Origin of the sequence: Nitratiruptor sp. SB155-2 (genome assembly GCF_000010325.1) — a bacterium.
Taxonomy (GTDB): Bacteria; Campylobacterota; Campylobacteria; order Campylobacterales; family Nitratiruptoraceae; genus Nitratiruptor.
The window spans coordinates 892,765-917,888 of record NC_009662.1 but is presented as its reverse complement, the minus strand read 5'-3'; the positions used below and the strand labels follow the sequence as shown (position 1 = coordinate 917,888).

The following is a 25,124-nucleotide window of genomic DNA, read 5'->3' as shown; positions in this document are numbered from 1 at the left end:
TCCTTAATCCTCATCGCCGATGCTTTCTTTCAAAAGCCTTGATTTGTATAGATAGATATCACTATCGATATACTCCTGATTTGGCTTTAATCCCTCAATTACTGCAAACTCCCCTACAAAATCGATGAGCTTCACGACATGGGGTTCAACCTCCTCTTTGGATGGAAGGAAAACGACCCAATCACCATTTAACATAGTCAAAGCGCTCTTTTTGACTGCAAGCACTTTTTTATATGGAGCTGACTCTATCTGAATATCGCCAAATGCTCCTATGAGAAGCTCTTTATTCGTTTTTGGAAGTTCAAACAGAAGTTTTGCTTGTGCCGTCTCTTCATCCACTCTTGGTAATATTTTTATAAAACTCGCTTTGAAACTGTAGGGACCGAGATGAAAAATCGCCCGGATGTCTTTAAGCCCAAGTGCATCCTCAACGCTCAAGAATGCTACAAGATAGTAGCGAGACTGACTGAGAATCTCTACTAATGGCGTTGTACTTTTGACATTGGTATGAACAGAAACCAAAATCTTTTGCACTGTCCCATTGGCATGAGAAGTAATCGTATAGTACTCCATCGGTTTTGTAACATTAGTGATACCAAGTATTTTAAGTTGGAGCCCTAGTGATGCAAGATCATTCATTCTGTCTTTGAGTGTTGTTTTGAGTTTCGCTAGATCATTATAACTCATGATCCCTTTTTTATAAAGAGCCTTTGCATTCTCGTATCGTTTTTTCAAAATCGCCACTTCATTTTTTAGAGTCAAATAGCGTGATGTCATTTCGCTCAAAACAAAAGATTTGATACGTGCTATTTCTTGCCCTTTTTTGACACTGTCACCCTCTTTGACAAAATACTCTTCGATGTGTCCAGGAATTTGTGTAACGATATTTTGCGTAAGATTCTTGAGAGTCACAACCTGGGCACTTGTGCTGTAGAGTTTTCCAAGCTCCATATACTGCACTTTTGCATTGGCAAAGAGTGAGATTGCTGTGATGAGAAATAGTATAAGTTTAGCCATTGTATCGTCCTTTTATGTAATTTATCTGGATTTGGTTGATGTTGAGCAAGAAGAGTTTTTTTGCGATCTCTTTTTCGATAGAAATATACGCTTTTTGGGCATCCAAAATATCAAGGAGTGTACTTTGATCAATTTTGTAGCTTTCAATATAAAGATCTAAAAGCTCTTTTTGCTTCTTTTTGGTTTTTTGAAGCAGATCTAAACTCTTCTGAATCATTTCGGCCTGTTTTTGAAGCCCCTGTAGTTCTACACTGTAACGCTTTTTTAAAAGCTCTAAATCAAGAGCAACGTTGTTGGCTTTCATTTTTGCGATTGCAACCTCTTGTTTGGGTTTATTGATTGGAAGAGGAATGGATATTCCAGCACGAAGGATCCCGGAGTTTGGTTCTTTTTCATAATTGATTGTAAAATTCACTCTTTTTATAACATGGCTTTGTTCTTTTGCTAAATGTAAAAAGCGCTTCTTACTCTTTTCATACCATGCAAATTCTGCAGGATTGATCCGACCTGAAAAATTGAAACGCTCATACAAAAATCCATTTGGCTCAATATTACCCGAAAATCCGGCATATTTTTGCAATTTCATCTTCGCTTTGACTACACTGTTTTGCACATCCAGTAGACTCTTTTGGAGTGTCAACAGTTTCGTTTGCAGTTTGAGCACATCTATTCTTTTGCCATATCCTTTGCTAAATTTCTCTTTAGCAATTGACAAAAGTCTTTTATAAATAGCTAACTGGGCATGGATAGGTTCTAGAAGCATATCTTGGTAGACATAGCGCGTATAGAGAAGCTCAAGATTTTTTCTAAACCTGGCTTTCAAAACGAACTCGTACGCTTTTTGCACTTCTACATCACTCACAGCCCTTTTTTTGAGATCTTTCATATAGTCTGGCAGCCTGTAAGGTATCTGCAACGTTGTTTCAAACCCACTGCCATCTTCATAACTGCTTCCTAGGAGTTCTAATCGTGGGTTGAAGGGACGCAAAAGTTTTGCCTGGTTCTCTTTCGCAATTGCGATATTTCCTTTTTGTTGCAAAAGTTTTGGGAATTGCTTCAAAGCTTCCTGTTCAAAAGTTTGAAAGCTCGCTCCTAGAACAAAACATGACGTTACACCCATGAGCAAAAGTGCTCTTCTCATCGTTTCTCCTTTTTAAGAACCTTACCACTTTGTGCATCGATCCAAAGATAGTAGTGTTTCGTCCATATTTCAAAATAGATAGTAGCGTTTTGATGCTTTAAAAGTTTTTTTTCTACTTTTTCACCGGTTATTTTTTTTGTTATGTCGACTGGATTGATTTGCACATGCTCCTGTAAAGTCTCTTTTTGTTTCGTACGAATAAAGGGCTTATGATTAAAATTGTGAACATCGAAATGTTCGATTTTTGCAAATAGACCCGTAACTAGAAAGATAGATATCAAGATGATATTCATAAAACTCCTTTGAATTATTGTGTAGTTTAAAGCGGATATTAGGAGCTTTTGGGAGGTTTTAACAAAGAGAAAGAGTGATGTTGAGCGTGACAAAAAAGAATCGAATCTATTTTTGTATCCTGTTTTGGAAAATCGATCGTCACAGAGGATGAGAATAGTAATGGCATATGATAGACAAAATGCCCATCGCAAATATCCCCTTTTTGCACGGGATGATCGATCTCTTGAACAAACTCTATTATATAATGGTTGTTATCACAATCAAAAAAGAATGCATGGGCACTGTTCAACAGCAAAGCCGACAGCAAAAGAAAATGCATCCATCTTTTTAGCATCTTGAACACTTTTTTATTTGTGGAAGTTCAATTTCTCTAAGCTCTTCAATAAAAGGCTGGATAATTTGATTGTCAGCCAAAGAGAAAATACTCCATTTGCCCATTTTTTTACTCCGTAAAATACCTGCTTCTTTGAGTTGCTTGAGATATTTCGAAGTGAGCGGTTGTGAAAATCCGAGGGTATCACTCACTTCACATACACACACCTCTTTATTGCGATCGATAAACGCAACAACTTTCAATCTATTTATATCGCTTAAAGCTTTTGCTATGGTTGCTAACTTTTCTAAACGATCCATTTAACCTTCTTTAAAGCTTATTTATATCACACTTTCATTATATAATGTTTCTGTTATGCAAGTCAAGGAGGAAGTTATGAAACAGATTATAGCAGCATTCATGTTCATTGGTGGAATACTGTATGCCTCGAATGGAGAAGAAGTCTATCAAAAACATTGTGCCAAGTGCCATAATCTCTCTATGAGATCAACAGAGATGGCTACGATGAAAGCACCGCCATTTCTCGAGGTTGCACATAGAGTAAAGATGCATTACCCACAAAAAGAAGATTTTATCCGTTTTGTCGTAGAGTACATTCAAAATCCATCACGTGAGAAAGGTTTATGTATGCCAATGGCGTTTCAAAGATTTGGCACAATGCCGCCAATCGGAAAAAATATGAGTGATGAAGAGAAAAAAGCGGTCGCCGAGTACCTCTACAATCTCAGTAAAAACAGAAGAATGTGCCCTGCAAATGGAGGTAAATAATGGCATTTGTACAAGCACTCTGGGAACTCACCAACGCCATGGCTATCTATATTCTTTTCGGTCTATTGATAGCAGGCATATTACATGAATTAGTCCCTGAAGAGTTCATCAAAAAACATCTTGGTAAAGACAATATCGCTTCTGTCATAAAAGCGACGCTGTTTGGTATTCCAATTCCCGTTTGTTCCTGTGGTGTCATACCTTTGGCACAGGCACTGCAAAAAAGTGGTGCGAGTAAAGGAAGTGTTCTGAGTTTTCTCATATCTACTCCCATTACGGGAATTGACTCGATTCTTGCTACTTTTGGAATGTTTGGATGGGTTTTTACCATCTACCGAATCTTTACATCATTTTTGATTGCCATAGCTGCTGGTATTTTTGTCAATCTTTTCGACACCCAAAACACCACACAAAACGCCCCGAAGTTCAGGATGCAGACCCAAAACAAAACGAAACCCACAACTTTTACAGTGCAGCAAGAAGAGAGTTGTGGATGCAGCGATTGTGGATGCAGTGAAACGACAAAAAAGAGTTTTTCTCTTAAACGTGCATTGAATTATGGATTTGTAACCTTGCTTGGAGATATCGCTAAACCACTCTTTTGGGGTCTTATCATCGGAGCAGCTATCAGTGTAGCGATACCGGGAAATCTGGCAAACATCCTAGCACAACATGCTTGGCTTTCTTATCTTTTAGCTGTTCTTATCGCGGTACCTATGTATGTTTGTGCCACTGCATCACTGCCAATTGCAGCAGCTCTGATGCTCAATGGTGTAAGCGCGGGAGCTGCGTTTGTTTTTTTGAGTGCGGGCCCTGCTACCAATACCGTTACCATAGGTGTAGTCAAAAAAATGCTTGGAACAAAATCCGTCATCGTCTACCTTGCAACTATTGCCGTAGGTTCCATTCTTTTTGGGATAGGACTCGATTTCATTTTTAGTGGGGTGGATGTAAGAACCATAGTCCATATCCAAAAAGAGGCTTCGATTTTTGCGATCGCATCCTCCGTTATCTTGTGGGGTTTCATTCTCTATTTTTTGGCAAAAGAGAAACTTGTTAAAAAGAGCTGCTGCACCACATAATGGTTAAAGAACAAGGTTTGAATATGAGTCTCACTCATATTCAAACCTCTGCATTTTCCACATTTCTTCCACATTTCATGCGTTACCATACTTCATGAAAAATATCATAAAGGATGGACCATGAAAAAACTTGCAATATTAGCACTCGGTGCAATACTTCTTTTTGCATCCGGCTTTCAAAAACATGTCAAATACAGAGGTTTCAAGATCGACATAATCTCTACCAAACCTTTGAGTGTAGGAGCAAATTCCTTTTTGTTTCATATCAACAAAAAAAATATAAAAGACCTCAAAGTCAAATTTTTTATGCCAGCGATGCCCGGTATGCCATATATGGAAAGCTGGGCTAAAATTGAAAAAAATGATCAAGGTTACCAAGCCAATGTAAAGTTACCTATGGCAGGAACCTGGCAGGTACATATTTTTATCACGACAAACAGTGGTAAAAAATATCGCATCAAAACTTCGGTAAATATCTGATGAAACATCTTTTCATAATAGCAGTGCTACTCAGTGCACTGCTACAAGCCCGGGATATCGATATGATTGTCAAAAAGGCTTTACAAAAAAACGATTCTTTACATGCCATTGAGATGCTTTTAAGGAAAATGGATATTGAGTACAAAAAAGCGAAAAACTGGGAGAATCCAACATTAAAATTTGCAGTAAACGATCTTCGTTTGGATGCACCTTTTTTACGAGATCTTGAACCTATGCAAACCCAACAGATTGCCATTACACAAAAAATTCCTACATTTGGGAAAAAAGAGTTCGATGCAAAACTCATCAAACAAAAAAAGCAAGTCATTTTTAAAGATCTTGAAGTTGCAAGGAATAGACTTGCATTTGAAATTTTTAAAAATGCACTCATGTATCAAAAAGCAGTTCAAAAGCAAAAAATAGTGGATGGTTACATTGATCTCGTTAAGCAAAGCATTGACCTATACAGCAAAATGCTGGTTGTGGATAGCAGCTATCATTTGGCTTTGATGCAGAGTAAAATATTTTTATCAGATCTGAAAACCACACGAGAAGAACTCGCTTTTTCACAAAAAGAAGCTTTACACAAACTCTCATATCTTGCTTCACAAAAAATTACACATATCGATCCAATTAGAGATATCGCTATACATAAAAAAACTTTCCCACAGATTGAAAAACTCCAGGAAAAGAAACATTATCGACAACTGCTTTCAAAAAGGTATCTATTAGATGAAAAAAGTGATATAAACCTCAATGTAGGCTACTTTCAAAGAGCAAACTTTGATGATTATATCTCCATCGGTATCTCCATCTCTTTGCCGCTATACGGAACGGAAAAACTGCGATCCCAAGAAGCCAAAATAGAGGCGATGTCGATCGAATCCAAAAAACGGGATGTACAAAATTATGTTCAGGAAGAGGAAAAATCACTTTTTGAAAGGCTAAGAACAGTTCAAACGCAAATTGCACTCTTACAACATAGATCTCTCAAAGAGGTCGACCACTCTTTGGATCTCGTTCGATCTCGAATAAGCTCGGGAGATATGCTTTACAAATATCTTGATACGCTCAAAAGCAAATTCGCGATCGAACTTAAACTTGTTGATTTTAAAATCGAAAAACTTCTAACGAAAGCAAAAATCAATTATATAAATGGAGCCTATAAATGAGAATATTACTTACATTTCTTGTGCCTTTTTTGTTGTGTGCAGATAGACTTAGCATAGAGCAGCTTTTCAACGTAAAAACGACAAAAGTTGCAAAAAAAGATCTTTTTGTGCAAAAAACATACCCCGCCATAGTGAAACTTGATAAAAGTGAAATCGTTGACATTGCCCCAAGATTTTCTGGATATGTAGAAAAACTGTATGCGAAAGAGCCAATGCAACATATCAAAAGAGGTGATATTTTAGCCCTTATCTATAGCCCTGAAGTCTATAACGCAAAAGAGGAGTACAAAAACTCGTTAAAATTTGGTCTTGACAAGAGAATGACAACAGCTTCTTATCTAAAACTAAAACTTTTGGGGCTTCCAAAAGATGAACTCAAAAATCCTACAAAAACTTTAACTATTACAAAAATAGTAGCGCCTATTGATGGATTTTTGCTCAAAAAAGATGTTTACCCGGGAAGTTTCTTTCAAAAAGGAAAAACTATTTTTCGCATCGCATCAAACGAACATTTTTGGGTAGAAGCACAAATTCCTGGCAAAGATATCGACTTTTATAAAAAGTGTGATTTTATATCTGCATATGTGCGAAATGAAAAGGTCAAAATAACTAGCCATAAACTTCTGCCCATCATAGATGCAGACAGTGCCCTTGCAATAGTACGTCTTTTTGTAAAGTCCAAAGATGTTCTTGCAGGAGAATATGCCAAAGTTACTATAAGAGAGCATAAAAAATCGATTCTCGTTGTACCGAAAACGGCCGTTATTCGCAAAAATGGGAAATGGTACGCCTTTAAGGTTGGAGAATATGAGGGGGAATATGAACCGGTTGCAGTTCAAATTAAACCTTTAGATAACAGATACTATCAACTCATCTCTGGGCTTAAAGAAGGTGAAACGATTGCCGATAGCGCAATGTTCTTGCTCGATAGCGATGCCCAAATCAATGGACTCTACAATGATTGAAAAAATTATAGAATTGAGCGCAAAAAATAGATTCTTGATTTTTCTGTTTGCCCTAGTTTTTGCAGGAGCATCCTATTGGGCTATAAAGAAAACGCCTCTTGATGCGATACCAGATCTCACCCCACCACAGGTTATTATTCAAATCAAATTTCCTGGACAAAGTCCAAAAATCATAGAGGATCAAGTCACCTACCCCCTTACAAGCTCTTTTTTGGCAATATCTGATATCGATACGGTCCGGGGCTTCTCAACGTACGAAAATGCACTCATTTATATCATCTTTAAAGATGGAACCGATCTTTATGATGCAAGAACGAGGGTGTTAGAGGAACTGAGCAAAGTTGCACCAACTCTTCCAAAAAATGCAGAGGTAAGCCTTGGACCAGATGCAAGCGGTGTTGGATGGGTGTATGAATATGCACTAATCAGCAGTACAAAAGATTTGGCCCAGCTTCGTACATACCAAGACTACACTCTTAAATATGCACTTTTGGGTATTGATGGTGTAAGTGAAGTTGCAAGCGTTGGCGGATTTATTCCAAATTATCAAGTGACAATCGATAATCACAAACTCATAGAACATGGTCTTTCAGTCAAAGATATAGTGAAAACGCTAGAACTCAACAACAACGATGTTGGCGGTGGTATAACGATACAAAATGGGTATGAATGGATGATTCAAGCACGTGGCTACATCAAATCCCTTCAAGAAATTGAAGAGCTGCCCGTTAAAACGAAAAGAAAGATTCCGCTGAAAATCAAAGATATAGCAAGAGTCGAATGGACTGCCCTGCCAAGACGTGGTCTAGCAGATCTCAATGGTCAAGGAGAAGTTGTTGGAGGGATTGTTATTGCAAAATATGGTGCAGATGTCTATGCAACAATCAAAAAAGTAAAAGACAAACTACAAAAACTCCAAACCAAAGATATCAAAATTATTCCTACATACGATCGAAGTAGACTCATAGAAGATGCTGTAAGTACACTCAAAGATACACTCATTGAAGAGAGCATCATAGTTCTTGTCGTGATAGGTTTTTTTCTTTTCCACTTTAGAAGCACGTTGATCGTATTGATCGTTCTACCACTGACTATCGGTCTGACATTTTTACTTATGAAAATTTTTGGTATAGGCTCCAATATCATGAGCCTTGGGGGTATCGCTATCGCCATTGGGGCTATGGTAGATGCGAGTATTGTCATGATAGAGAATGCCCACAAAAAACTGGACAGTATCAAAAATAAAAAAGCATTGACGCCAAGCAAGAGAGTTTCGCTCATCATTGAATCATGTCAACAGGTCGGTCGTCCAATCTTTTTCGCCCTAGCCCTTGTCGTCGTCTCCTTCTTGCCAATCTTTGCTATGCAAGGGCAAGAGGGAAAGCTTTTTACGCCACTTGCCTTTACAAAAACCTTTGCGATGAGTGTGGGAGCCATCTTGGCTATTACGATAGTACCGGCTCTCATGATCTGGTTTATTAAAGATGTTCCAGATGAAAAGAAAAATCCAATTAATAGGTTCTTTATCTGGCTTTATCATCCATTTATCGTCATTGGATTGAAACTTCGCTACATTTTTATCCCCCTTGCCATTGCCTTGCTTCTTTTTTCCTATCAGCTTTACAAAAAGCTCAAATGGGAGTTTATGCCACCACTCAATGAGGGTGTTTTGATGTATATGCCAGTCACTCCCTATGGCATAAGCATCGATCAAGCAAAGATGCTGACACAAATGACAGACAAAGTGATAGCTAGTTTTGATGAAGTCAAGAGTGTCTTTGGAAAAGCGGGACGTGCCGATACTGCAACCGATCCGGCTCCACTTTCCATGATAGAAACAATCATAACACTAAAGAATGAAAAAATAGATATGAAAAAGTTGTTGCAAGATTTGGATGAGGCGGTGCAAGTTCCAGGGCTAGTCAACTCTTGGACATACCCAATTCGGGGCCGAATCGATATGCTTTTAAGTGGTATCAGAACACCCCTTGGCATCAAGCTCTATGGCGATGATATAAAAACACTGCAATCATTAGCCAAAAAAATTGAAACAAAACTTGCCGCGCTAAATCAAACGGAATCGGTTTTTGCCGATAGAAGTGATACAGGATACTATATCGATATCGATACAGATCCCAAAAAACTTGCTTTATATGGATTAAAACGATCGGATGTGTTGGATTTTGTAAGCTATGCAATAGGTGGAAAAAGAGTTACAGTGAAACTAAAAAACATTGAGCGCTATCCCATTTCGATTCGATTGGAAGAGGAGCAAAGAAACAGTCTTGAAGCGATCAAAGAGCTTCGTATCAAAACAAAATATGGCTATATTCCTCTAAAAGACATAGCCTATGTCCATTACGAACAAAGCGCTTCGGTTCTCAAAAGTGAAAAAGCAAAACCGGTCACCTACATCTATATCACTCCAATGCAAGGAGTGAGTGCATCAGAGTATAAAAAAGTTGCACAAAACGCCTTGCAAAGTCTAACCCTTCCAAAAGGATATTTCTATGAATGGGCCGGCAGTAGTGAATATCTACAGAGTGCCATGAATACTTTCAAGTGGATCGTTCCATCGGTGCTTCTCATTATTTTGATACTCATCTATTTTGCTCTTGGTGAAATTGTACCAACGCTCTTTGTCTTCTTATCTTTACCTTTTGCTTTTTTGGGAGGGCTTCTTTATATCGATCATTTGGGTTTTAATATGAGTGTTGCAGTGGTCGTCGGATTTTTGGCACTGCTCGGAATTGCGGCTGAAACGGCAATCGTTATGATTATTTATCTTAAAGAGAGTGTAGAAAAATATGAGAAACTGGATAAAAAACTACTCGTTGAAGCGATATATGAAGGTGCTGTTCAAAGAGTTCGTCCTAAACTGATGACCGTTTTTGCAATTTTAGCTGGTCTGCTTCCCATTATGTACACCAACAAAACAGGAAGTGAAGTGATGCAAAGAATTGCGGCACCAATGATCGGTGGAGTTGCTACTTCTGCCGTTTTGAGTCTAATAATTATTCCTCTTTTGTATATGATCTACATCCAAATTTCCAAAAAAATCCGCTAAGGGGATCTCCCCTTACTTTACACAATATTTCCACACCCTTTTGCCTACAATAAGAAAAAAAGGAGTCAATATGTATTGGATGCAAGGTCATTTCATGGGATTTGGATGGATTTATATTGTGATACTGCTTGCTATTGTTCTGTACTTTGTCACGAGAAACTCTGACAAGAAAGATCCAAAATCGATTCTTGATGAGCGTTTTGCAAAAGGAGAAATTAGCAAAGAGGAGTATGAAGAGGCACTGAAAACTTTAAAGGATAACTGATGCAACATAGTAACCATACCCATCACCTCGAAGATTATAAAAAACGTTTTATCGTATCGCTAATTCTAACAATACCGGTACTTCTGCTCTCACCAATGATTTGGGACTGGTTTGGCTTTAGATTGGATATTCCATTTAGAAAACAGATAATTTTTATCCTAAGTTCTATCATCTATTTTTATGGAGGCAAACCATTTCTTTTGGGATCACTCCATGAAATAAAACAAAAAAATCCTGGAATGATGACCCTTATAGCTATGGCTATAAGCGTAGCGTACATCTACTCTACATATGCTCTTTTTCTTGAAAACGCAAAAGAGTTTTTCTGGGAGTTGGCGACACTGATCGATATCATGCTCATTGGACACTATATGGAATCGAAGAGTGTTGCAGGTGCTTCACAGGCACTGCAAAGTCTTGTACAGTTGATTCCCAAAAATGCACATCTGGTACAGGATAACAAAATGAAAGATATCAGTATCGAGCAGCTAAACCCAGGAGATATCATTCTTGTAAAACCGGGCGAAAAGATTCCTATTGATGGAACTGTTTTAGAAGGCGAGGCACTCGTGAATGAATCCTTTTTAAGCGGAGAATCCAAGCCTGTCTCAAAACGAAAAAACGATAGTGTCTATATGGGCAGTACAAATCTTGATAGCAGTCTCAAAATCATTGTCCAAAAACCAGGTGGCGAGAGCTACTTATACCAAGTTATCAATCTAGTAAAAGAAGCACAAATGAGTCGATCCAAGCTGCAAGATACTGCAAACAAAGCAGCAAAATGGCTCTTTTTTATTGCTCTTTTTGCAGGAGGATCGACTTTTATATATTGGATGCCGATACTCGGTGCCAATGAAGCACTGTTAATGAGTGTTACCGTTCTCATCATTGCCTGTCCCCATGCACTGGGTCTTGCAGTACCTCTTGTAGCAGCGATATCAACAACAAAGGCGGCTCATTTTGGTATTTTGATACGCAACCGGGAAGCCTTCGAAAATTTAAGAAAAATAGACACGATATGTTTCGATAAAACCGGTACATTAACGGAGGGAAAATTAAAAGTCAAAAATATCGTTTCAAATGATCCCAAAAAACTTCTTGGTTTTGCCGCCTCTTTGGAAAAACTCTCTGAGCATTCCATCGCAAAAGCAATTGTAGAAGAGGCCAAAAAAGCCAAACTGCCACTTTTATCGGTAGATAGATTTAAAATAATTCCTGGAAAAGGAGCAATGGGTCTCATTGAAGGAGTAAAAGTTGTCATAGGAAACGATACAGCTTTGATTGACCAAGGATTTGAGCTTCCAAAACAAAACAGAGATGAGGTCGGGACTAAAGTATGGGTGGGTGTGGGAAAAGAGATTCTAGGATATATCCTTTTAATGGATACAATTCGTACGGAAACGAAAAAAGCTATTGCACTTTTACATTCAATGCACATAGAAACAGTCATGCTCACAGGAGATAACGAAATAACGGCAAAACTGTTGCAGATGAACTCCAGATGAAACGATATTTTGCTCATCTGCTACCAGATCAAAAAGTAGCTATAATAGAACAATTGAAAAAGAGTGGAAAGAGGGTTGCCATGGTCGGCGATGGGATCAATGATGCTCCTTCTTTACTGAGCGCAAACGTCGGGATTGCCATAGGTGCTGGGACCGATATTGCCGCTCAAAGTGCGGATATCATTTTGACAAAGAACTCGATATTTGACATAGCAAAGGCAATCGCACTCTCTTATACGACATATTCCAAAATTGTTCAAAATTTATGGTGGGCAAGCGGGTATAACATATTTGCAATCCCTTTGGCAGCCGGTGTTGCAAGAGGCGTAGGTGTTGCTATAACACCTGAGATTGGTGCTTTGATGATGTCTTTAAGTACTGTCATAGTCGCAATCAATGCCCAATTTTTAAAAAGGTTTCGATTCGATGAAAATACTGCTTTTGGAAGATGATACTCTGCTTAGAGAGTTAATGGTCGAACACCTGAGTGAAAATTATGAAACTGTCATTTTTGACAATGGTGAGGATGCTTTGGAGTATCTGTATGAAAACAGAGTAGACCTAGCACTCCTTGACATCAATGTCCCTGGACTCAAAGGCGATGAGCTGCTCAAAATTTTACGAAAGGATCGTAATACGACACCAGTCATTTTCATCACCTCAAACGACAGCTCATCGGATGTCAAAAAAGGTTTTGATCTTGGTTGTGATGATTACATCAAAAAGCCTTTCGAATTTGAAGAACTCGATGCTAGAATCGAACATGTAAAACGTATTTATGGCTTGGAAGAAAAGATAAAGATCGGTGATTTTCTCTTCGATCCTGTAAGACATCTTCTAGTCAACGACAAAGATGGCGAAACGATTCAGCTCACCCCAAAAGCAAGTGAAATCCTACACTATCTCTATACACATAGAGTAGTCACGAAAGAGGATCTCATCCAAAACATTTGGGACTTCGATGATGTTCCCAGCGAAGCGACTATTCGAAGCTACATCAAAACGTTGCGTAAAATTTTTCCAAATATAAAAACGATTCGAGGAAGCGGCTATGAGTTTGAGCCGCTCTGAACGAAAAGCACTTTTTCGATTTTTTTTAATCTATATCATTGCCGTAGGTCTAGTTATTATCTCTTTTGCTTATCTACAATACAATATAAAGAAAGAGTCTTTAAAAGATAAAATTGTCACAAAACTACAAAGAGAAGCTTTTACAATAGCTTCAAATGCTATCGATGCACAAATGCAAGGGAAAACTTTTACAATCCCTCAAAATATCGATTTTTTATTACTGGACAAAAATAAGAAATTTATCAATGGAGATTTTAAAGAGGAGATACCACTTGAACACTCTATATATCAAAATGATGATTGCATCTATTATATAGATAAAAGTGCCAAGGGACATCTTGGCATAGAGTATATCATCGTCAAAGAGTGTGGTATAAGTGCGAAATACCAAAAAATACTAAAAAATATTGTATTGTTGAGTCTGCTCTATTTTCTTTTTTTCCTTGGCATTGGTTGGTATCTTGGAAGACTCTTCCTTCAACCCATGCGAGAAAATCTTGAAAACCTTGACAGATTTATAAAAGATAGCACTCATGAACTCAACACTCCAGTCACAACGCTTCTTTTGGCTACCCAAAAACTCAAAAAAACAAACAATCCCAAATATCTGGATATTATCATTATGAGTGCGAGACTCTTAAGCAGTATTCATCAAGACTTAACCTATGCAACACTTGCAAAAAAAAGAAAAAATCATCTTCAGCCGATCGATACAGCATCCATCATTGAAGATATTCTCCGTTTTTTTGATGTTTTGATCGATCAAAAAGGTCTAAGCTTTTCACTAGAGATTGAACCATGTATCATTGAAGCTGACCCAGATGAAATAAGACTCCTCATAAAAAACCTTATAGATAATGCGATAAAGTACGCATTTAAAAACTCTGAAATCAAAATAGTTCTTCATAAGTGTCGCTTGAGTATTATCAATAGGTCAAAACCGATCCCAAACGAAAAGCTTAAAACAATTTTTGAGCGCTATCAGAGAGCAGAAAGCGACCAAGGAGGATATGGAATTGGACTGCACATAGTACAGCGTATCTGTCAAAAATATAAATTTTCGATCAGTGTCGAATCAAACGAGGAAAAAACGACGTTTACTGTCGTTTTTAATCAATCCAGAAAATGAAGCATAGAAAGAATTTGTGGATCGATCGTATAAGGTTTGAGAGCATCTTCTAAACTCTCAACTCCAAATTCTCCATCTCTATATACCACAATTTTTCCTTCATCACCTGCATTCAATGTCTCCAGCGCTTTTAAAGTAAAACCAAAACCCAGCAATCTATCCTGTACAGTCGGATTACCGCCTCGTTGGATATGACCCAAAATGGTAACTCTTGTCTCCATACCTATATCGTTTTCCAGCCATTGTGCGATTTCGGATGTTCTTTTCGTTCCTTCTGCAACTATAGAAAGTATATATCGTCTTCCCTCTTTGAGCTCTTTTTTTAAGATTTTCGTTGCAAGAGGTTTATTGAAATCAACTTCTGGTATAACGCATACCTCCGCTCCACTTGTAATGGCACTCACGGCTGCAAGGTATCCACACTCTCTGCCCATCGTTTCAATAACAAAAGCTCGGGCAAAAGTGGAAGCTGTGTCTCTAATCTTATCGATCGCGTCTCGTATGACATTAAAAGCGGTATCAACTCCAAGACACAGATCCGTTCCAAATATATCATTGTCTATAGTGGTTGGAATGCCTGCAAAATTGATAGAAAATTCATTTTTAAAAACCTCTAAAGCTCGAAAACTCCCATCTCCTCCCATCACAATGATTGCATCGATACCATACTCTTTGAGATTTTCGTACGCTTTTTTCCTGTACTCTTTTTCATACCATCTTTTGGATCTCGAAGATCCAATAATTGCCCCTCCTCTATGGATAATACCTGCAACATCTTCATAGTAAGCTTTTTTTATCTTTCCATCGATGAATCCTTCAAGACCATCAAAAATAAAATAGGGCTCATGTCCCATTTCATATGCAACTTCCACGAACCTTTTTATCGCGGGATTCATCCCAGGAGCATCACCACCACTTCCCATTATCGCTATTTTCATTTAAAAACCTTTTTTATATAATGAATACAAAGAAGACATATGCATTGCTATTTATTGTACGATAAAAACATTGAACCACACATTATAAAGCAGTATTCGCTCCTTATATATGAGCATCTCCATAAACATCCAATAAAAAAAGTGTTTCACGAGAAAATCGTCGATTATCCTTCATCCTCAACAATTTTTCTTTTTGCAAAAGATGACGATATCAAATCTTGGCTCCATCATGCCAAAGCAAAGAATTTCACTCTCTATATCATCCCTCATGGCTCCAATCCATTAGCACAAAAGTGTTTCGATCTTCCCTCGTCTTTTGAAGAGTTATTCTCATTTACTACGAAACGGCACTATTTTACATACTGCAACGAGAAGCTTCTCTTTTCGTCAGCCCTCATAGGAGATAGAGAATGGATAACAAGTGGAAATCTTTTCCTCGCATTTTTAAAGAACTTCTACAATATCAGACTCTTTAAAACAAATATAGAACTAAAGTCTCAAAAAATCGTCACCGCATCGCTATTGATCGAAGCCGGCAATGGAAATTATCTCAAAGAAAAAAGAGAAACATTTTTTACCAATATCCAAGCCGGATGTAAAAAAGTTGCTGCCATTCTCTATGCACCTACAAGTATCATCGAGGCTATTAAATTACGCTATTTTCTTGTAAAAAAAGATCAAAAATATCTTCCGAAAGGAATAGGAACTATAATAACAGAAACAATTACGCTAGTGACAGACAAAGAGATGACACTTATTTGTGACAATGAAGCTCCAGTAATCTTCGATAGAGTAATAATCAAAAGCGTCCCTACAAATCTTCAAATTGTCTCAGGGACAAAACCATGTCCCAAAGTGGAGAAAGAGACTATAAGACTCGATCGTCTTCCAAAAGACGAAGAATTTATCAATTTTTATACCAAAAGAACATTACCTTTTCTGCCGATATCCCCAGAAGAGGCTTTCGCAGATCTTTTTAAAAAAATCAGAGAGAATGTAAAAATCAGTATAGAATATACTGTTTTGCTTCTAATTAGTGTTTTGATGGCAACTTTTGGCCTCTTCCAAAACTCTTCACCAACAATCATAGGGGCGATGATCTTAGCTCCTCTTATGGCTCCAGTCATCTCTCTGGCTATGGGAATTATTCGTTTTGATGAAACGCTTGTGAAAAACAGTTTCAAAACAGTATCTATTTCCACACTTTTGGCTCTTCTACTTGCTTTAGGCTTTACAAGCCTCTTTCCTATAGAGCATATGACGCAACAGATGTCTATTCGAACGAACCCTACTCTTCTCGATCTTGGCGTAGCCATTTTGGCTGGCCTAGCTGCAGCATATGGATATGCAAATTCCAAAGTTGGAGAGAGTTTGGCTGGCGTCGCCATAGCCGTAGCACTCGTACCACCACTGTGTGTTGCTGGTATTGGTCTTGGATGGGGAAATTTGGATATATTTTATAAAGCATTTTTACTTTATCTTGCAAATATTATCGGTATCGTATTTGCAGCGGGGATAATGTTCTATCTTCTAGGCTACGCATCCAAAAGATACGCTTCGGCTGCACTCATAATCAAAGTTTTGCTTTTAACATCAATCTTTATTCCCCTCTATGTCGCTACGCAGACGGTCCTCAAAGAAGAAATAATTTATGAGCAGATTAAATATTTAAAATTCAAAGATGTCTCATTGCAACTCGATACTATTCAATATCATAAAAATGGGGCAACTCTTTTTATATCGGTTTTGAGTAGTAAAGAATTGAAGACAAAGGAAAAAGAAACTATTCTGCATCAGATCAAGAAAAAATTTCCCGAAGAAAAACTCATCGTTTCATTCAAACAAGTGTTATGAAGTCTTGCCGGCCAAGCCGGCATCTTTTTAGAGATCCCTTTCGATCTCCCTTTTAAATGTATTGAAGTATATATCTTTGAGTTTTTCCATCTCCATATCGATATCACAGAGCTGGAATCTGTTGCCACCTACTGTTCCAAGAGGAGTAGCATGGATACCGATCTCATTTGCAAGCTCTTCAAGAGCGTGCATGTTTTTTGGATCGATCTCTACAAGCGCTCTACTGAATGTTTCGCTGAAAATTTCTCTACTATCTTCGAAACAAAAATTGCCCAAAAATCCTTTATTGCCCAACGCAGCCATCTTGGCTAACGCGATAGCGATGCCTCCTACTCCTACATCTTTGGCAGCTTTCAGGAGTCCTCGATTATTGGCTTCTATCACAAAGTTCCAAAGTCTGAGCTCTTTTTCATAATCTATTTTTGGTAGTTCTCCCGCCACTTTTCCAAAAAGCTCTTTTAAGTACAAACTTCCACCGAACTCTTTTTCCGTATCCCCTATGATATACACAACATCGTTTGTCTCTTGAAAATATGAAGGCACAACCTTGTTTGCATCATCATTGAGACCTACCATGGCTATAGTTGGAGTAGGATAGACACTTACACCGTTTGTTTCGTTATAAAGTGATACGTTTCCACTGACAACTGGAGTATTAAGCGCTCTACACGCCTCTTTGATTCCTTCCGTTCCTTGGGCGAACTGCCACATCACTTCTGGGTTTTCAGGATTCCCGTAGTTGAGACAGTCCGTGATAGCCAATGGTCTCGCCCCACTCATCGCTACATTGCGCCCAGCCGCCATCACTGCAGCCGCGGCTCCACCTTTTGGATCGATATAGCAGTATCTTGGATTACATTTGCTGCTCATGGCAATCGCTTTGCCATTCTCTTTGACACGGATCACACTTGCATCGAGGGTTCCTGGATGTTTGACAGTATTGGTTTGCACCATAGAGTCATACTGTTCATATACCCAAGCTTTGTTGACCACTTCAAGACTTCCCAATAGTTTCTCAAAAGCTTCCTGGTCTTCTACGTGAGGTACAGTATCGATACTTGTCTCTTTGATATAGGCGAGATATTCTGGTCTTTTCGTTGGACGGTCCAATTCTGGTGCTTCTTCACTTACTGGTGCTACCGGTACCTCTGCAACTTTCTCACCATGCCAGTAGAGTTCCATTACACCCGTATCGGTTACTTCTCCAATGATTTCAGCATCCAGATCCCATTTCCTGAAAATTTCCAAAACTTTTTCTTCAGTACCTTTTTTTGCACATATAAGCATTCTCTCTTGCGATTCTGAGAGCATAAGCTCATAAGGCGTCATCCCCTCTTCTCGCATCGGCACTTTGTCAAGGTACATTTTCATTCCACTTCCAGCACGCCCTGCCATCTCAAAGCTGCTTGAAGTAAGCCCCGCGGCACCCATATCCTGGATACCAACGACATAATCCGTTTTGAAAAGTTCTAAACAAGCTTCAAGTAACAGTTTTTCCGTAAAAGGATCGCCGACTTGTACAGTAGGTCTTAGCTTTTTTGTCTCTTCTGTAAAACTATCGCTACTCATAACAGCACCACCAAGACCGTCACGTCCCGTTTTGCTTCCAACATAGATAACAGGGTTTCCAACACCTTCGGCTCTTCCGTAAAAAATCTCATCTTTTTTACAAATTCCAAGACTAAAGGCATTGACTAAAATGTTGCCGTTGTAACACTCATCAAAACTTACTTCTCCACCGATTGTTGGAACACCCACACAGTTGCCATAACCACCGATACCAGCTACAACACCTCGAACAAGATATCTTTGATGCGCCCCAACTTCATCCTCTCTTTTCACATCACCAAATCGAAGAGCGTTAAGGTTTGCTACTGGACGGGCACCCATCGTAAAAACATCTCGCAAAATCCCACCAACACCAGTCGCAGCTCCTTGATAGGGTTCGATAAAACTTGGATGGTTATGGCTCTCCATCTTAAAAACTGCAGCCATACCATCGCCTATATCGATGACACCGGCATTTTCTCCAGGTCCTTGAATCACCCAAGGCGCTTCGGTAGGGAAACCTTTGAGATATTTTTTCGAAGATTTGTAGGAGCAGTGTTCACTCCACATGGCACTAAAGATACCTATTTCAACTAGGTTTGGCTCTCGACCCAAAATCTTTTTTATGTGTTCATAATCTTCCATCGTCAATTTATGGGCTTTGAGTATCTCCTCAATATTTTCCATCTACTTCCCTTAATCATTTTTCTTATGATTTTATCCAAATTTATTTTTGAATTAGGTAAATCAGAAGGAGTATCCAATACCGCCATAAAAATAACTGCTTCTAAAATTCATATCTTCAAATTGCAAAGGTTCTGAAAATGTCAAGAGTTTGACAGTTATGTCGTCGACGTCCCATTTTTGATAGCGATATCCCAATACGCCAAAAAATCTAGGTTTAATAGTCAACAGTTTAGTCTCGTAATTTTTGTGCAAAAGATCGAAACGAAGACCCAAATCCACACCATAAGAGTATCCATCTACGTCGACCGATGAAGTCAAGACATCACTTTTGAAACGAAACGTCTGATAGCAGTAATTTACTGAGCCATAGATGCTCAATACTTCGTGAAAAGATTTGGAAAAAGTAATATGAGGTCCTATTTTATACGTTGTTATATCAATCTTGAAGTCTTTGAGATCGAAACTTCCATTACTGTTTTGATTAGAATCACTATATGGGACAGAGAGGCCAACATCGACTCCAAAACCGATATAATCATGTTCTGAGTGATGATAGAGATCTTTACCGATACCAATAGAAGCATCTAATCCTTCCAATTCATGGGAAATGGATGGCATATCTATAGTCGGGAACGGGGGTCTGATATTTTGTTGAGGCGTGGTAAAACGATCCAGTTTCATCCAACTAATGTTATATTTGTAGTAGTAGGTGGACTCGAAAATATTCTTATGTTGTTCTACCAAAGAATAGGTTTTTATATCTGTAGATACAGAAGCCTGTTGGTTGTATAGTTTATATTTGATTTTGAAATCTCCTTGTCCATATTCAAAGCTTCCCGCAAACAAAGAGCTGGCAGCCATGAAACCCAAAACTGTTTTTTTCATGATTCTCCTTTTATGATTAATAATGTAAGATAACAGGTTCGCTGTAGTTTGGAACATTGTCATAAGTAAAAACGGCATAATATTTTTCTATTTTTGTATTACCAAAGTTGTCATATGTATAATTGTCTTTTCCGGCATAAAGTTTTACACCGTCATGCGGGTTTCTTGGTGGATGAAATCTATTTCTCACTACATATGCCCCAACAAAATCCTCATCCGTCGGATTTTCCCAAGTGAGTTTTACCATACCCTTCTCGACTTTAGCACGCAAATTTTTTACACCCCCAACAGGTTTTTTTCTTCTTTTTATATATTCTATATCAAGTTTTACCTCATTTTGGCTCTTTTTATCATACCAATCTATAATATGGTGCTTTGTTTGTGATGCTTTTGTTGGTCTGATTATGAATCCAACTTTTCTATTTTGGGCATGTGCATTTTCAAGCTCTATCTTGCTTGATGTGTCAAACAAGAAAAGATGGGTATCTTTCTTGGCAAGTTCCGTTTCACTCACCTCGTAATCGATAAAACCTAAAGACTCTCTTTTCTCTATTTTTTCATAATCGAGCTCTTCCAAGTCCACCAACTCGATAAGATATCGGATATCCTCACCGCTTGGTTTTATCGGTTTGTTGTGTATTTTGATGAAAGCATTTGTGATCACTGTGGTATCGGCTTCTGGCAAACTTGCTAGATCGAATTCCATAAATCCATAGACCACTTTTCCATTATCGTCAAACCCGCAACTCAGTGTATCTAGCGTTACACCGTCAGAACTAATGGTGGCTAATTTGTTTGGGTCAATTTCTAGCTTCACTGGCGGCAACGTGTATTTGAAATCAAGATGTGGTCTATAATGAATCCCTCCTCCAAAAGGGCCATATCCGATGTCGAACATCATCATTTGAGAATCGCTCCCCAAAGGAAGCTTCGTAGGTCCTTGAATACGAAACAGAACCTCTCCTTTTTTAATAGCCTCTTGCAAAAGTTCCCTCTCATAACTATTAAAACTCCATGTTTTCCAGATACCTTGTGTCAATTGTTGGGAGGGGATCGTCTCTCCCAAAGTTTGAATCACCTTTGCGTTATGAATTTGATCAAAATCGGTAATGTCATCGACGTTTTCTATAATCGATATGGACCACTCTCCATATTTTTCTATTTTTACATTGACACGGTTTAATGGATATAGACTAATCTTGGCCTCTTTGATCAAAGCTTGAAGCGATACAGAGTCCAGTTTGAATCGGATGACCCCATAACTGATACCCAACGTTTCATTGACTCCGACAAACAAAGAGTTTTTACCAAAATGATCGGCATTTTTATTGGATTTTTGCGCGACATACCCAATATCTTTCGGTGCAGGAAAGAGATTTCTAAAAAATTCATCTCTTTCAAGTGTCGTCATCACCTTTACTTGTGGAGCGAATGGACCTTTTTGTTTAGATAATAGATTGACCGGTCGGATATAGTAAAAATAGAGTTTTCCACTCTCTCTATCGCTATCTGTAAACTCCAACTGTGTGGTTGTCCCTATGAGTGAAGGTTCACGACACGCCTCTTTGTGCTGTTCGTTTCTGTATATTTCAAAATAGACTCCTGTGTTTGCTTCTATGTCATATTCCCATTGGAGAGTCACAGCATTGCTGCTGCTTTCCTTGATAGTAAAAAACTCTACCCTCGGTGGATGCAATGGAGCATAATTGGAGGCTTCTGTAAGAGCATATAAAAGTGCAGGGATGTTTTCATTGATTGATTCGCTCATATTTTGTAAATAGTCTGGTATATTTTTCGTACCCACCTCAACGACACTGGCTAAGATACCTTTGGAATAGTAGTATTCCCTACCACTTCCACTGATCAGTTTTGTAGGAGGCTTTCCTCTATGGATACCATACTTTCTCCCGGTCACTTTAAAAATCTCATAGTTCATATTTGCACAAAGGACATTGAGATCTGTACCATCTATTTCCGCTTCATGATTGAATTTGTGTGCCGGGAAAAAAACATTTCCTTGAGAGTGGTAATCCAAAGCAATCGTGATATTGGGATGGGAATTTACAAACTCTTTTATGGCTTTCGTTTCCGGCTCGCTAAAAGGGGCTGGTCCGCCATAAATATTGGAGGAGTAGTTACTGCTTTTCACCCATCCTACGCTAAAGTTACGATTAAGATCCACACCATAGCTTCCATCAGGATTTTTTCGTCTGTTTTTGCGCCAAAAGGAGTAGTGTGTTCTTGAATATTCAAATCCGTCGGGATTGAGGACTGGAACGATATAAAGTGTGCTTTTTGCCAATGCTTCCATAACCTTGGGATTGGATGAACTATGCGTCAAGATATATCGAATAAAGGCAACCGCCAATTCATTGCCTATCCATTCTCGTGCATGAATAGTACCTGTATACAAAAGGGCTGGTTTTAGATGGGCAAATTCGACATTTTGACTAATGGTGGCTAGGATAATCGGGCGATTCTCCCATGTCGTTCCAATCGTTTGCACTTGGATGAGGTGGGGATATCGCTTCACCATATCCTCTAAAAATTGTATCGTATCTTGATATGAAAGATAATTATGCTTCAATCATTTCCTTTTTCATCTCTTCCCATGCTTTGAGAAGTTTTTGCAGAGTTTTATCCTTAATCCCTTTAAGTTCTAATAAACTATCTGGATTATTATCCAGTGAATATGCTATATTGAACGCATCCATCTGATCCAAAATCTTTTTCGCTCTCTTTTTTCCCAATGTTTTTTCTAAGAATTGAATAATCTCCTCTTCTTCAATTCTTACCGGCTCTGCTTCCGGTGGTTCATGGAATGTATGCTCTTCTCCCTCCTCATTCGTTCTTTTCTCCTGTTCGTTCTTCTTCCTTTTCCAAAAATGTTTACACTTGTTTGTAAAATCCCACTGTTCACTTGGCCACTCTTCATAGTCTCTATCTTCGGTATTGAGCATCGGATACCGCTCATCAAGCTCCCACAAAGCTTTTACACCACCATCTTCTTCCATCTTCTGGCGATTGAGAAAATATGCTCCATCAAAACTTGGAGTGTATCTACCAAATGTTATATAACGCATTGTTCTGAGGAGTGATCCATCAATTTTACCAAGTTCCTCCCAGTTGTAAATTGGAATATTTGGCTTTGGGAATGCTCCGTTGCTGAGTTTCCACATGAGATACTGCCCTATCCAATCTCTGATGTAAGGAAATGCAGCGAATGCGGTAGCGCATTCAAGGATTCGATATTTACCATCCTCTTTCCCTACTGCAATATCACACGCCCAATACTCTGCATTTGCCGCTTTGCTTACCTTCACAGCCAGATCCAACACTCCTTGAGGCACATTCATATAATCGATGCTTCCCCCTTGGCTTGTATTTGTAAGCCAGTGTCCTTCAGGTGGCCGCCTCCAAAAAGCACATACAGGTTTATGACCGATTAGCATCACCCTGATATCGGCACTCATAGGAACGAAATCCTGTATATATATCGGACAGTATTGTTTTGTTTCAAGAAGGTTTTTCGCTTCTTCGAAACTATCCACTTTATGCACATAGTATCCGCCATAATTACTTGGTCCGTAGCTTCTTTTGATGATTTTAGGGTAATCGGTTTTTTCTAAAAACCTCATCCCTTCATCTTTATCATAAAAAATGTAGGTTTTGGGAACTGGGATATCGTATTTCCAGCAAAATCGAGTTACATTCTCCTTGCTTTTATTAGCAAATTGTGCATCGAGACTCGGAACGAAACGAACATTTGGAAGCTCTCTTGCAATTTTACGAAACGTTTCATATGCCGTAGCAGGAATATTTCCTATTAATACATCTATTTTTTTCTTTTTTACCTCATTAATAAATCGTTCCTCATCACCTTTCCAGTGATACACGACAGTCTCGATTTTATCGGGCCAGCCTCTAAAATTGCTCCTATCAAAAAAACGTAATACATAATCGAGATACAAAAGCCCGATTTTGGGAAGTTTTCTAGCCATTTTTTATCCTTCTATCTATAAGTTGAACTATTTTTTCTATTTTTTTGTCATTGAAATCCAGGCCCATTTTTTCTTGTTCAGGTGTTGCAAAAGCTGGAATACCATTAACTTCCAGCACCACATACTCTTCATGTTCTCTATCATAAACAAGATCTACACCTGCTATTTCTATATCAATAGCTTTTGCAGCTTTTTTTGCTATTTCAATAACCTCTTCATCACAATCTCGTAATATCACGCTACCTCCACTTGTTACATTCGTTCTCCAATCACCCTTTTTCGCTTTTCTCCCATAACAAGCAATAAACTCTCCATCAACCAGATCAATACGATAATCACTTCCATCATAATCAATGAACTTTTCTATATAGAAGAAACGAAAATCTGTCTGATTTAAAAAAGGGAGAATCATATCGAGTTTATCTTTACTATCCACGAGTGCCATTCCTAAGCCTCCCCAGCCGTCTACGGTTTTAAATACCGCTTTACCCCACTCCAGAACCTTTTGTCGTATCGTGTCAATATCTTCTCTGTGACATAGGAAATATTCTGCAGTCCGTATACCATTTTTTCGTAACAAATCATTGGTTTGAAACTTGTCTTCACTTATACGGAAACCTTTAAAGTTGTTGATGCAAGGAACATGCCTATCTAATGTCTCATACATATAGACCTGATATTTCGTCTGTTCGCCAGCATTGTAACTGAAAAAACAGTCCAAGTCATACAGATTGAGATCTTGAAAAAGCATCCTTACACTTTCTGCAACTGCATATCGGAGATTGATCCCTTTTTCAACTTCATGCCCCATCTCTTCAAGTCGTCTACTCATTTTTTCTTCGATTACATCACCGCCTCCGTTTTGATACATCCAGATTCCAACGATCCCCATCCATCCATCCTTTAAGATTTTTTTCCTAT

At 38.4% G+C, this 25,124-nt stretch carries 23 protein-coding genes; 12 read left to right on the top strand and 11 right to left on the bottom strand.

Annotation, left to right across the window (positions count from 1 at the left end; all coding sequences use genetic code 11):
- Nucleotides 1-3 precede the first annotated feature (3 nt).
- The 5 genes from NIS_RS04940 to NIS_RS04920 are packed head-to-tail and all read right to left on the bottom strand — an operon-like array spanning nt 4 to nt 3,085.
- Nucleotides 4-1,017 (bottom strand): efflux RND transporter periplasmic adaptor subunit, encoded by a 1,014-nt coding sequence (locus NIS_RS04940; RefSeq protein WP_012082285.1) that lies wholly within the window; start codon nt 1,015-1,017, stop codon nt 4-6.
- Complete coding sequence (locus NIS_RS04935) at nt 1,010-2,158, bottom strand: TolC family protein (protein WP_012082284.1); 1,149 nt, start codon at nt 2,156-2,158, stop codon at nt 1,010-1,012. The genes NIS_RS04940 and NIS_RS04935 overlap by 8 nt, the downstream gene beginning before the upstream one ends.
- The gene (locus tag NIS_RS04930) at nt 2,155-2,451 is read right to left on the bottom strand and encodes a hypothetical protein (protein ID WP_012082283.1); all 297 of its coding nucleotides are present in this window, start codon (nt 2,449-2,451) and stop codon (nt 2,155-2,157) included. The genes NIS_RS04935 and NIS_RS04930 overlap by 4 nt, the downstream gene beginning before the upstream one ends.
- 38 nt (nt 2,452-2,489) lie before the next feature.
- Complete coding sequence (locus NIS_RS04925) at nt 2,490-2,786, bottom strand: hypothetical protein (RefSeq protein ID WP_041354020.1); 297 nt, start codon at nt 2,784-2,786, stop codon at nt 2,490-2,492.
- On the bottom strand, nt 2,780-3,085 hold the full coding sequence (locus tag NIS_RS04920; protein ID WP_012082282.1) for an ArsR/SmtB family transcription factor: 306 nt from the start codon (nt 3,083-3,085) through the stop codon (nt 2,780-2,782). The genes NIS_RS04925 and NIS_RS04920 overlap by 7 nt, the downstream gene beginning before the upstream one ends.
- Nucleotides 3,086-3,161: 76 nt before the next feature.
- Between NIS_RS04920 and NIS_RS04915 the strand changes: the two genes are divergently transcribed.
- The 11 genes from NIS_RS04915 to NIS_RS04870 all read left to right on the top strand — a co-directional run bounded on the left by NIS_RS04915 (nt 3,162) and on the right by NIS_RS04870 (nt 14,290).
- Nucleotides 3,162-3,554: a c-type cytochrome gene (locus NIS_RS04915; protein ID WP_012082281.1), complete on the top strand. Its 393-nt coding sequence runs from the start codon at nt 3,162-3,164 to the stop codon at nt 3,552-3,554.
- Nucleotides 3,554-4,636 (top strand): SO_0444 family Cu/Zn efflux transporter, encoded by a 1,083-nt coding sequence (locus tag NIS_RS04910; protein ID WP_012082280.1) that lies wholly within the window; start codon nt 3,554-3,556, stop codon nt 4,634-4,636. Before NIS_RS04915 ends, NIS_RS04910 begins: the two co-directional genes overlap by 1 nt.
- Before the next feature lie 120 nt (nt 4,637-4,756).
- On the top strand, nt 4,757-5,116 hold the full coding sequence (locus tag NIS_RS04905) for a FixH family protein (protein ID WP_012082279.1): 360 nt from the start codon (nt 4,757-4,759) through the stop codon (nt 5,114-5,116).
- Nucleotides 5,116-6,288: a TolC family protein gene (locus NIS_RS04900; protein ID WP_012082278.1), complete on the top strand. Its 1,173-nt coding sequence runs from the start codon at nt 5,116-5,118 to the stop codon at nt 6,286-6,288. The genes NIS_RS04905 and NIS_RS04900 overlap by 1 nt, the downstream gene beginning before the upstream one ends.
- Nucleotides 6,285-7,253, top strand: a complete 969-nt coding sequence (locus NIS_RS04895; protein WP_012082277.1) for an efflux RND transporter periplasmic adaptor subunit — start codon at nt 6,285-6,287, stop codon at nt 7,251-7,253. The genes NIS_RS04900 and NIS_RS04895 overlap by 4 nt, the downstream gene beginning before the upstream one ends.
- Complete coding sequence (locus NIS_RS04890; RefSeq protein ID WP_012082276.1) at nt 7,246-10,320, top strand: efflux RND transporter permease subunit; 3,075 nt, start codon at nt 7,246-7,248, stop codon at nt 10,318-10,320. Before NIS_RS04895 ends, NIS_RS04890 begins: the two co-directional genes overlap by 8 nt.
- A 70-nt stretch (nt 10,321-10,390) precedes the next feature.
- On the top strand, nt 10,391-10,585 hold the full coding sequence (locus NIS_RS04885; RefSeq protein ID WP_012082275.1) for an SHOCT domain-containing protein: 195 nt from the start codon (nt 10,391-10,393) through the stop codon (nt 10,583-10,585).
- A complete protein-coding gene (locus NIS_RS04880; protein ID WP_148164072.1) occupies nt 10,585-12,090 on the top strand; it encodes a heavy metal translocating P-type ATPase in 1,506 nt (501 codons plus the stop codon). Before NIS_RS04885 ends, NIS_RS04880 begins: the two co-directional genes overlap by 1 nt.
- Nucleotides 12,087-12,542 (top strand): HAD-IC family P-type ATPase, encoded by a 456-nt coding sequence (locus NIS_RS10465; protein WP_148164071.1) that lies wholly within the window; start codon nt 12,087-12,089, stop codon nt 12,540-12,542. The genes NIS_RS04880 and NIS_RS10465 overlap by 4 nt, the downstream gene beginning before the upstream one ends.
- Nucleotides 12,517-13,161 (top strand): response regulator transcription factor, encoded by a 645-nt coding sequence (locus NIS_RS04875; protein ID WP_012082274.1) that lies wholly within the window; start codon nt 12,517-12,519, stop codon nt 13,159-13,161. Before NIS_RS10465 ends, NIS_RS04875 begins: the two co-directional genes overlap by 26 nt.
- Entirely contained in the window at nt 13,142-14,290 is a 1,149-nt protein-coding gene (locus NIS_RS04870; RefSeq protein WP_012082273.1) for a sensor histidine kinase, read from the top strand. Before NIS_RS04875 ends, NIS_RS04870 begins: the two co-directional genes overlap by 20 nt.
- On the opposite strand, the gene NIS_RS04865 is transcribed toward NIS_RS04870, so the two are convergent.
- Complete coding sequence (locus tag NIS_RS04865) at nt 14,275-15,228, bottom strand: 6-phosphofructokinase (RefSeq protein ID WP_012082272.1); 954 nt, start codon at nt 15,226-15,228, stop codon at nt 14,275-14,277. The two genes, NIS_RS04870 and NIS_RS04865, sit on opposite strands and share 16 nt — an antisense overlap.
- 39 nt (nt 15,229-15,267) lie before the next feature.
- Here NIS_RS04865 and NIS_RS04860 point away from each other — a divergent pair, with 39 nt between their 5' ends.
- On the top strand, nt 15,268-17,082 hold the full coding sequence (locus NIS_RS04860; protein WP_012082271.1) for a TIGR00341 family protein: 1,815 nt from the start codon (nt 15,268-15,270) through the stop codon (nt 17,080-17,082).
- Between the two features lie 27 nt (nt 17,083-17,109).
- Here NIS_RS04860 and purL read toward each other — a convergent pair whose 3' ends face one another.
- Genes purL through NIS_RS04835 form a run of 5 tightly spaced genes read right to left on the bottom strand, consistent with a single transcriptional unit; the run spans nt 17,110 to nt 25,095 of the window.
- Nucleotides 17,110-19,317 (bottom strand): phosphoribosylformylglycinamidine synthase subunit PurL, encoded by a 2,208-nt coding sequence (purL, locus tag NIS_RS04855; RefSeq protein ID WP_012082270.1) that lies wholly within the window; start codon nt 19,315-19,317, stop codon nt 17,110-17,112.
- 60 nt (nt 19,318-19,377) lie between these two features.
- On the bottom strand, nt 19,378-20,202 hold the full coding sequence (locus NIS_RS04850; RefSeq protein ID WP_012082269.1) for a hypothetical protein: 825 nt from the start codon (nt 20,200-20,202) through the stop codon (nt 19,378-19,380).
- Nucleotides 20,203-20,218: 16 nt separating this feature from the next.
- Nucleotides 20,219-22,789 carry a M14 family metallopeptidase gene (locus NIS_RS04845; protein WP_012082268.1) on the bottom strand — a complete coding sequence of 857 codons (2,571 nt, stop codon included), beginning with the start codon at nt 22,787-22,789 and terminating at the stop codon, nt 20,219-20,221.
- Complete coding sequence (locus NIS_RS04840) at nt 22,779-24,203, bottom strand: hypothetical protein (RefSeq protein ID WP_012082267.1); 1,425 nt, start codon at nt 24,201-24,203, stop codon at nt 22,779-22,781. The genes NIS_RS04845 and NIS_RS04840 overlap by 11 nt, the downstream gene beginning before the upstream one ends.
- Nucleotides 24,196-25,095: an ATP-grasp domain-containing protein gene (locus tag NIS_RS04835; RefSeq protein ID WP_012082266.1), complete on the bottom strand. Its 900-nt coding sequence runs from the start codon at nt 25,093-25,095 to the stop codon at nt 24,196-24,198. The genes NIS_RS04840 and NIS_RS04835 overlap by 8 nt, the downstream gene beginning before the upstream one ends.
- Between the last annotated feature and the right edge of the window lie 29 nt (nt 25,096-25,124).

Excerpts from the sequence above, each read along its gene's own strand:
- NIS_RS04870 (WP_012082273.1), top strand. The coding sequence starts at position 13,142 with ATGAGTTTGAGCCGCTCTGAACGAAAAGCACTTTTTCGATTTTTTTTA.
- NIS_RS04890 (WP_012082276.1), top strand. The coding sequence starts at position 7,246 with ATGATTGAAAAAATTATAGAATTGAGCGCAAAAAATAGATTCTTGATT.
- NIS_RS04875 (WP_012082274.1), top strand. The coding sequence starts at position 12,517 with ATGAAAATACTGCTTTTGGAAGATGATACTCTGCTTAGAGAGTTAATG.
- NIS_RS04915 (WP_012082281.1), top strand. The coding sequence starts at position 3,162 with ATGAAACAGATTATAGCAGCATTCATGTTCATTGGTGGAATACTGTAT.
- NIS_RS04885 (WP_012082275.1), top strand. The coding sequence starts at position 10,391 with ATGTATTGGATGCAAGGTCATTTCATGGGATTTGGATGGATTTATATT.
- NIS_RS04850 (WP_012082269.1), bottom strand. The coding sequence starts at position 20,202 with ATGAAAAAAACAGTTTTGGGTTTCATGGCTGCCAGCTCTTTGTTTGCG.
- NIS_RS04840 (WP_012082267.1), bottom strand. The coding sequence starts at position 24,203 with ATGGCTAGAAAACTTCCCAAAATCGGGCTTTTGTATCTCGATTATGTA.
- NIS_RS04905 (WP_012082279.1), top strand. The coding sequence starts at position 4,757 with ATGAAAAAACTTGCAATATTAGCACTCGGTGCAATACTTCTTTTTGCA.
- NIS_RS04900 (WP_012082278.1), top strand. The coding sequence starts at position 5,116 with ATGAAACATCTTTTCATAATAGCAGTGCTACTCAGTGCACTGCTACAA.
- NIS_RS04910 (WP_012082280.1), top strand. The coding sequence starts at position 3,554 with ATGGCATTTGTACAAGCACTCTGGGAACTCACCAACGCCATGGCTATC.
- NIS_RS04940 (WP_012082285.1), bottom strand. The coding sequence starts at position 1,017 with ATGGCTAAACTTATACTATTTCTCATCACAGCAATCTCACTCTTTGCC.
- purL (WP_012082270.1), bottom strand. The coding sequence starts at position 19,317 with ATGGAAAATATTGAGGAGATACTCAAAGCCCATAAATTGACGATGGAA.
- NIS_RS04880 (WP_148164072.1), top strand. The coding sequence starts at position 10,585 with ATGCAACATAGTAACCATACCCATCACCTCGAAGATTATAAAAAACGT.
- NIS_RS04860 (WP_012082271.1), top strand. The coding sequence starts at position 15,268 with ATGCATTGCTATTTATTGTACGATAAAAACATTGAACCACACATTATA.
- NIS_RS04935 (WP_012082284.1), bottom strand. The coding sequence starts at position 2,158 with ATGAGAAGAGCACTTTTGCTCATGGGTGTAACGTCATGTTTTGTTCTA.
- NIS_RS04930 (WP_012082283.1), bottom strand. The coding sequence starts at position 2,451 with ATGAATATCATCTTGATATCTATCTTTCTAGTTACGGGTCTATTTGCA.
- NIS_RS04895 (WP_012082277.1), top strand. The coding sequence starts at position 6,285 with ATGAGAATATTACTTACATTTCTTGTGCCTTTTTTGTTGTGTGCAGAT.
- NIS_RS10465 (WP_148164071.1), top strand. The coding sequence starts at position 12,087 with ATGAAACGATATTTTGCTCATCTGCTACCAGATCAAAAAGTAGCTATA.
- NIS_RS04925 (WP_041354020.1), bottom strand. The coding sequence starts at position 2,786 with ATGCTAAAAAGATGGATGCATTTTCTTTTGCTGTCGGCTTTGCTGTTG.
- NIS_RS04920 (WP_012082282.1), bottom strand. The coding sequence starts at position 3,085 with ATGGATCGTTTAGAAAAGTTAGCAACCATAGCAAAAGCTTTAAGCGAT.
- NIS_RS04865 (WP_012082272.1), bottom strand. The coding sequence starts at position 15,228 with ATGAAAATAGCGATAATGGGAAGTGGTGGTGATGCTCCTGGGATGAAT.
- NIS_RS04835 (WP_012082266.1), bottom strand. The coding sequence starts at position 25,095 with ATGGGGATCGTTGGAATCTGGATGTATCAAAACGGAGGCGGTGATGTA.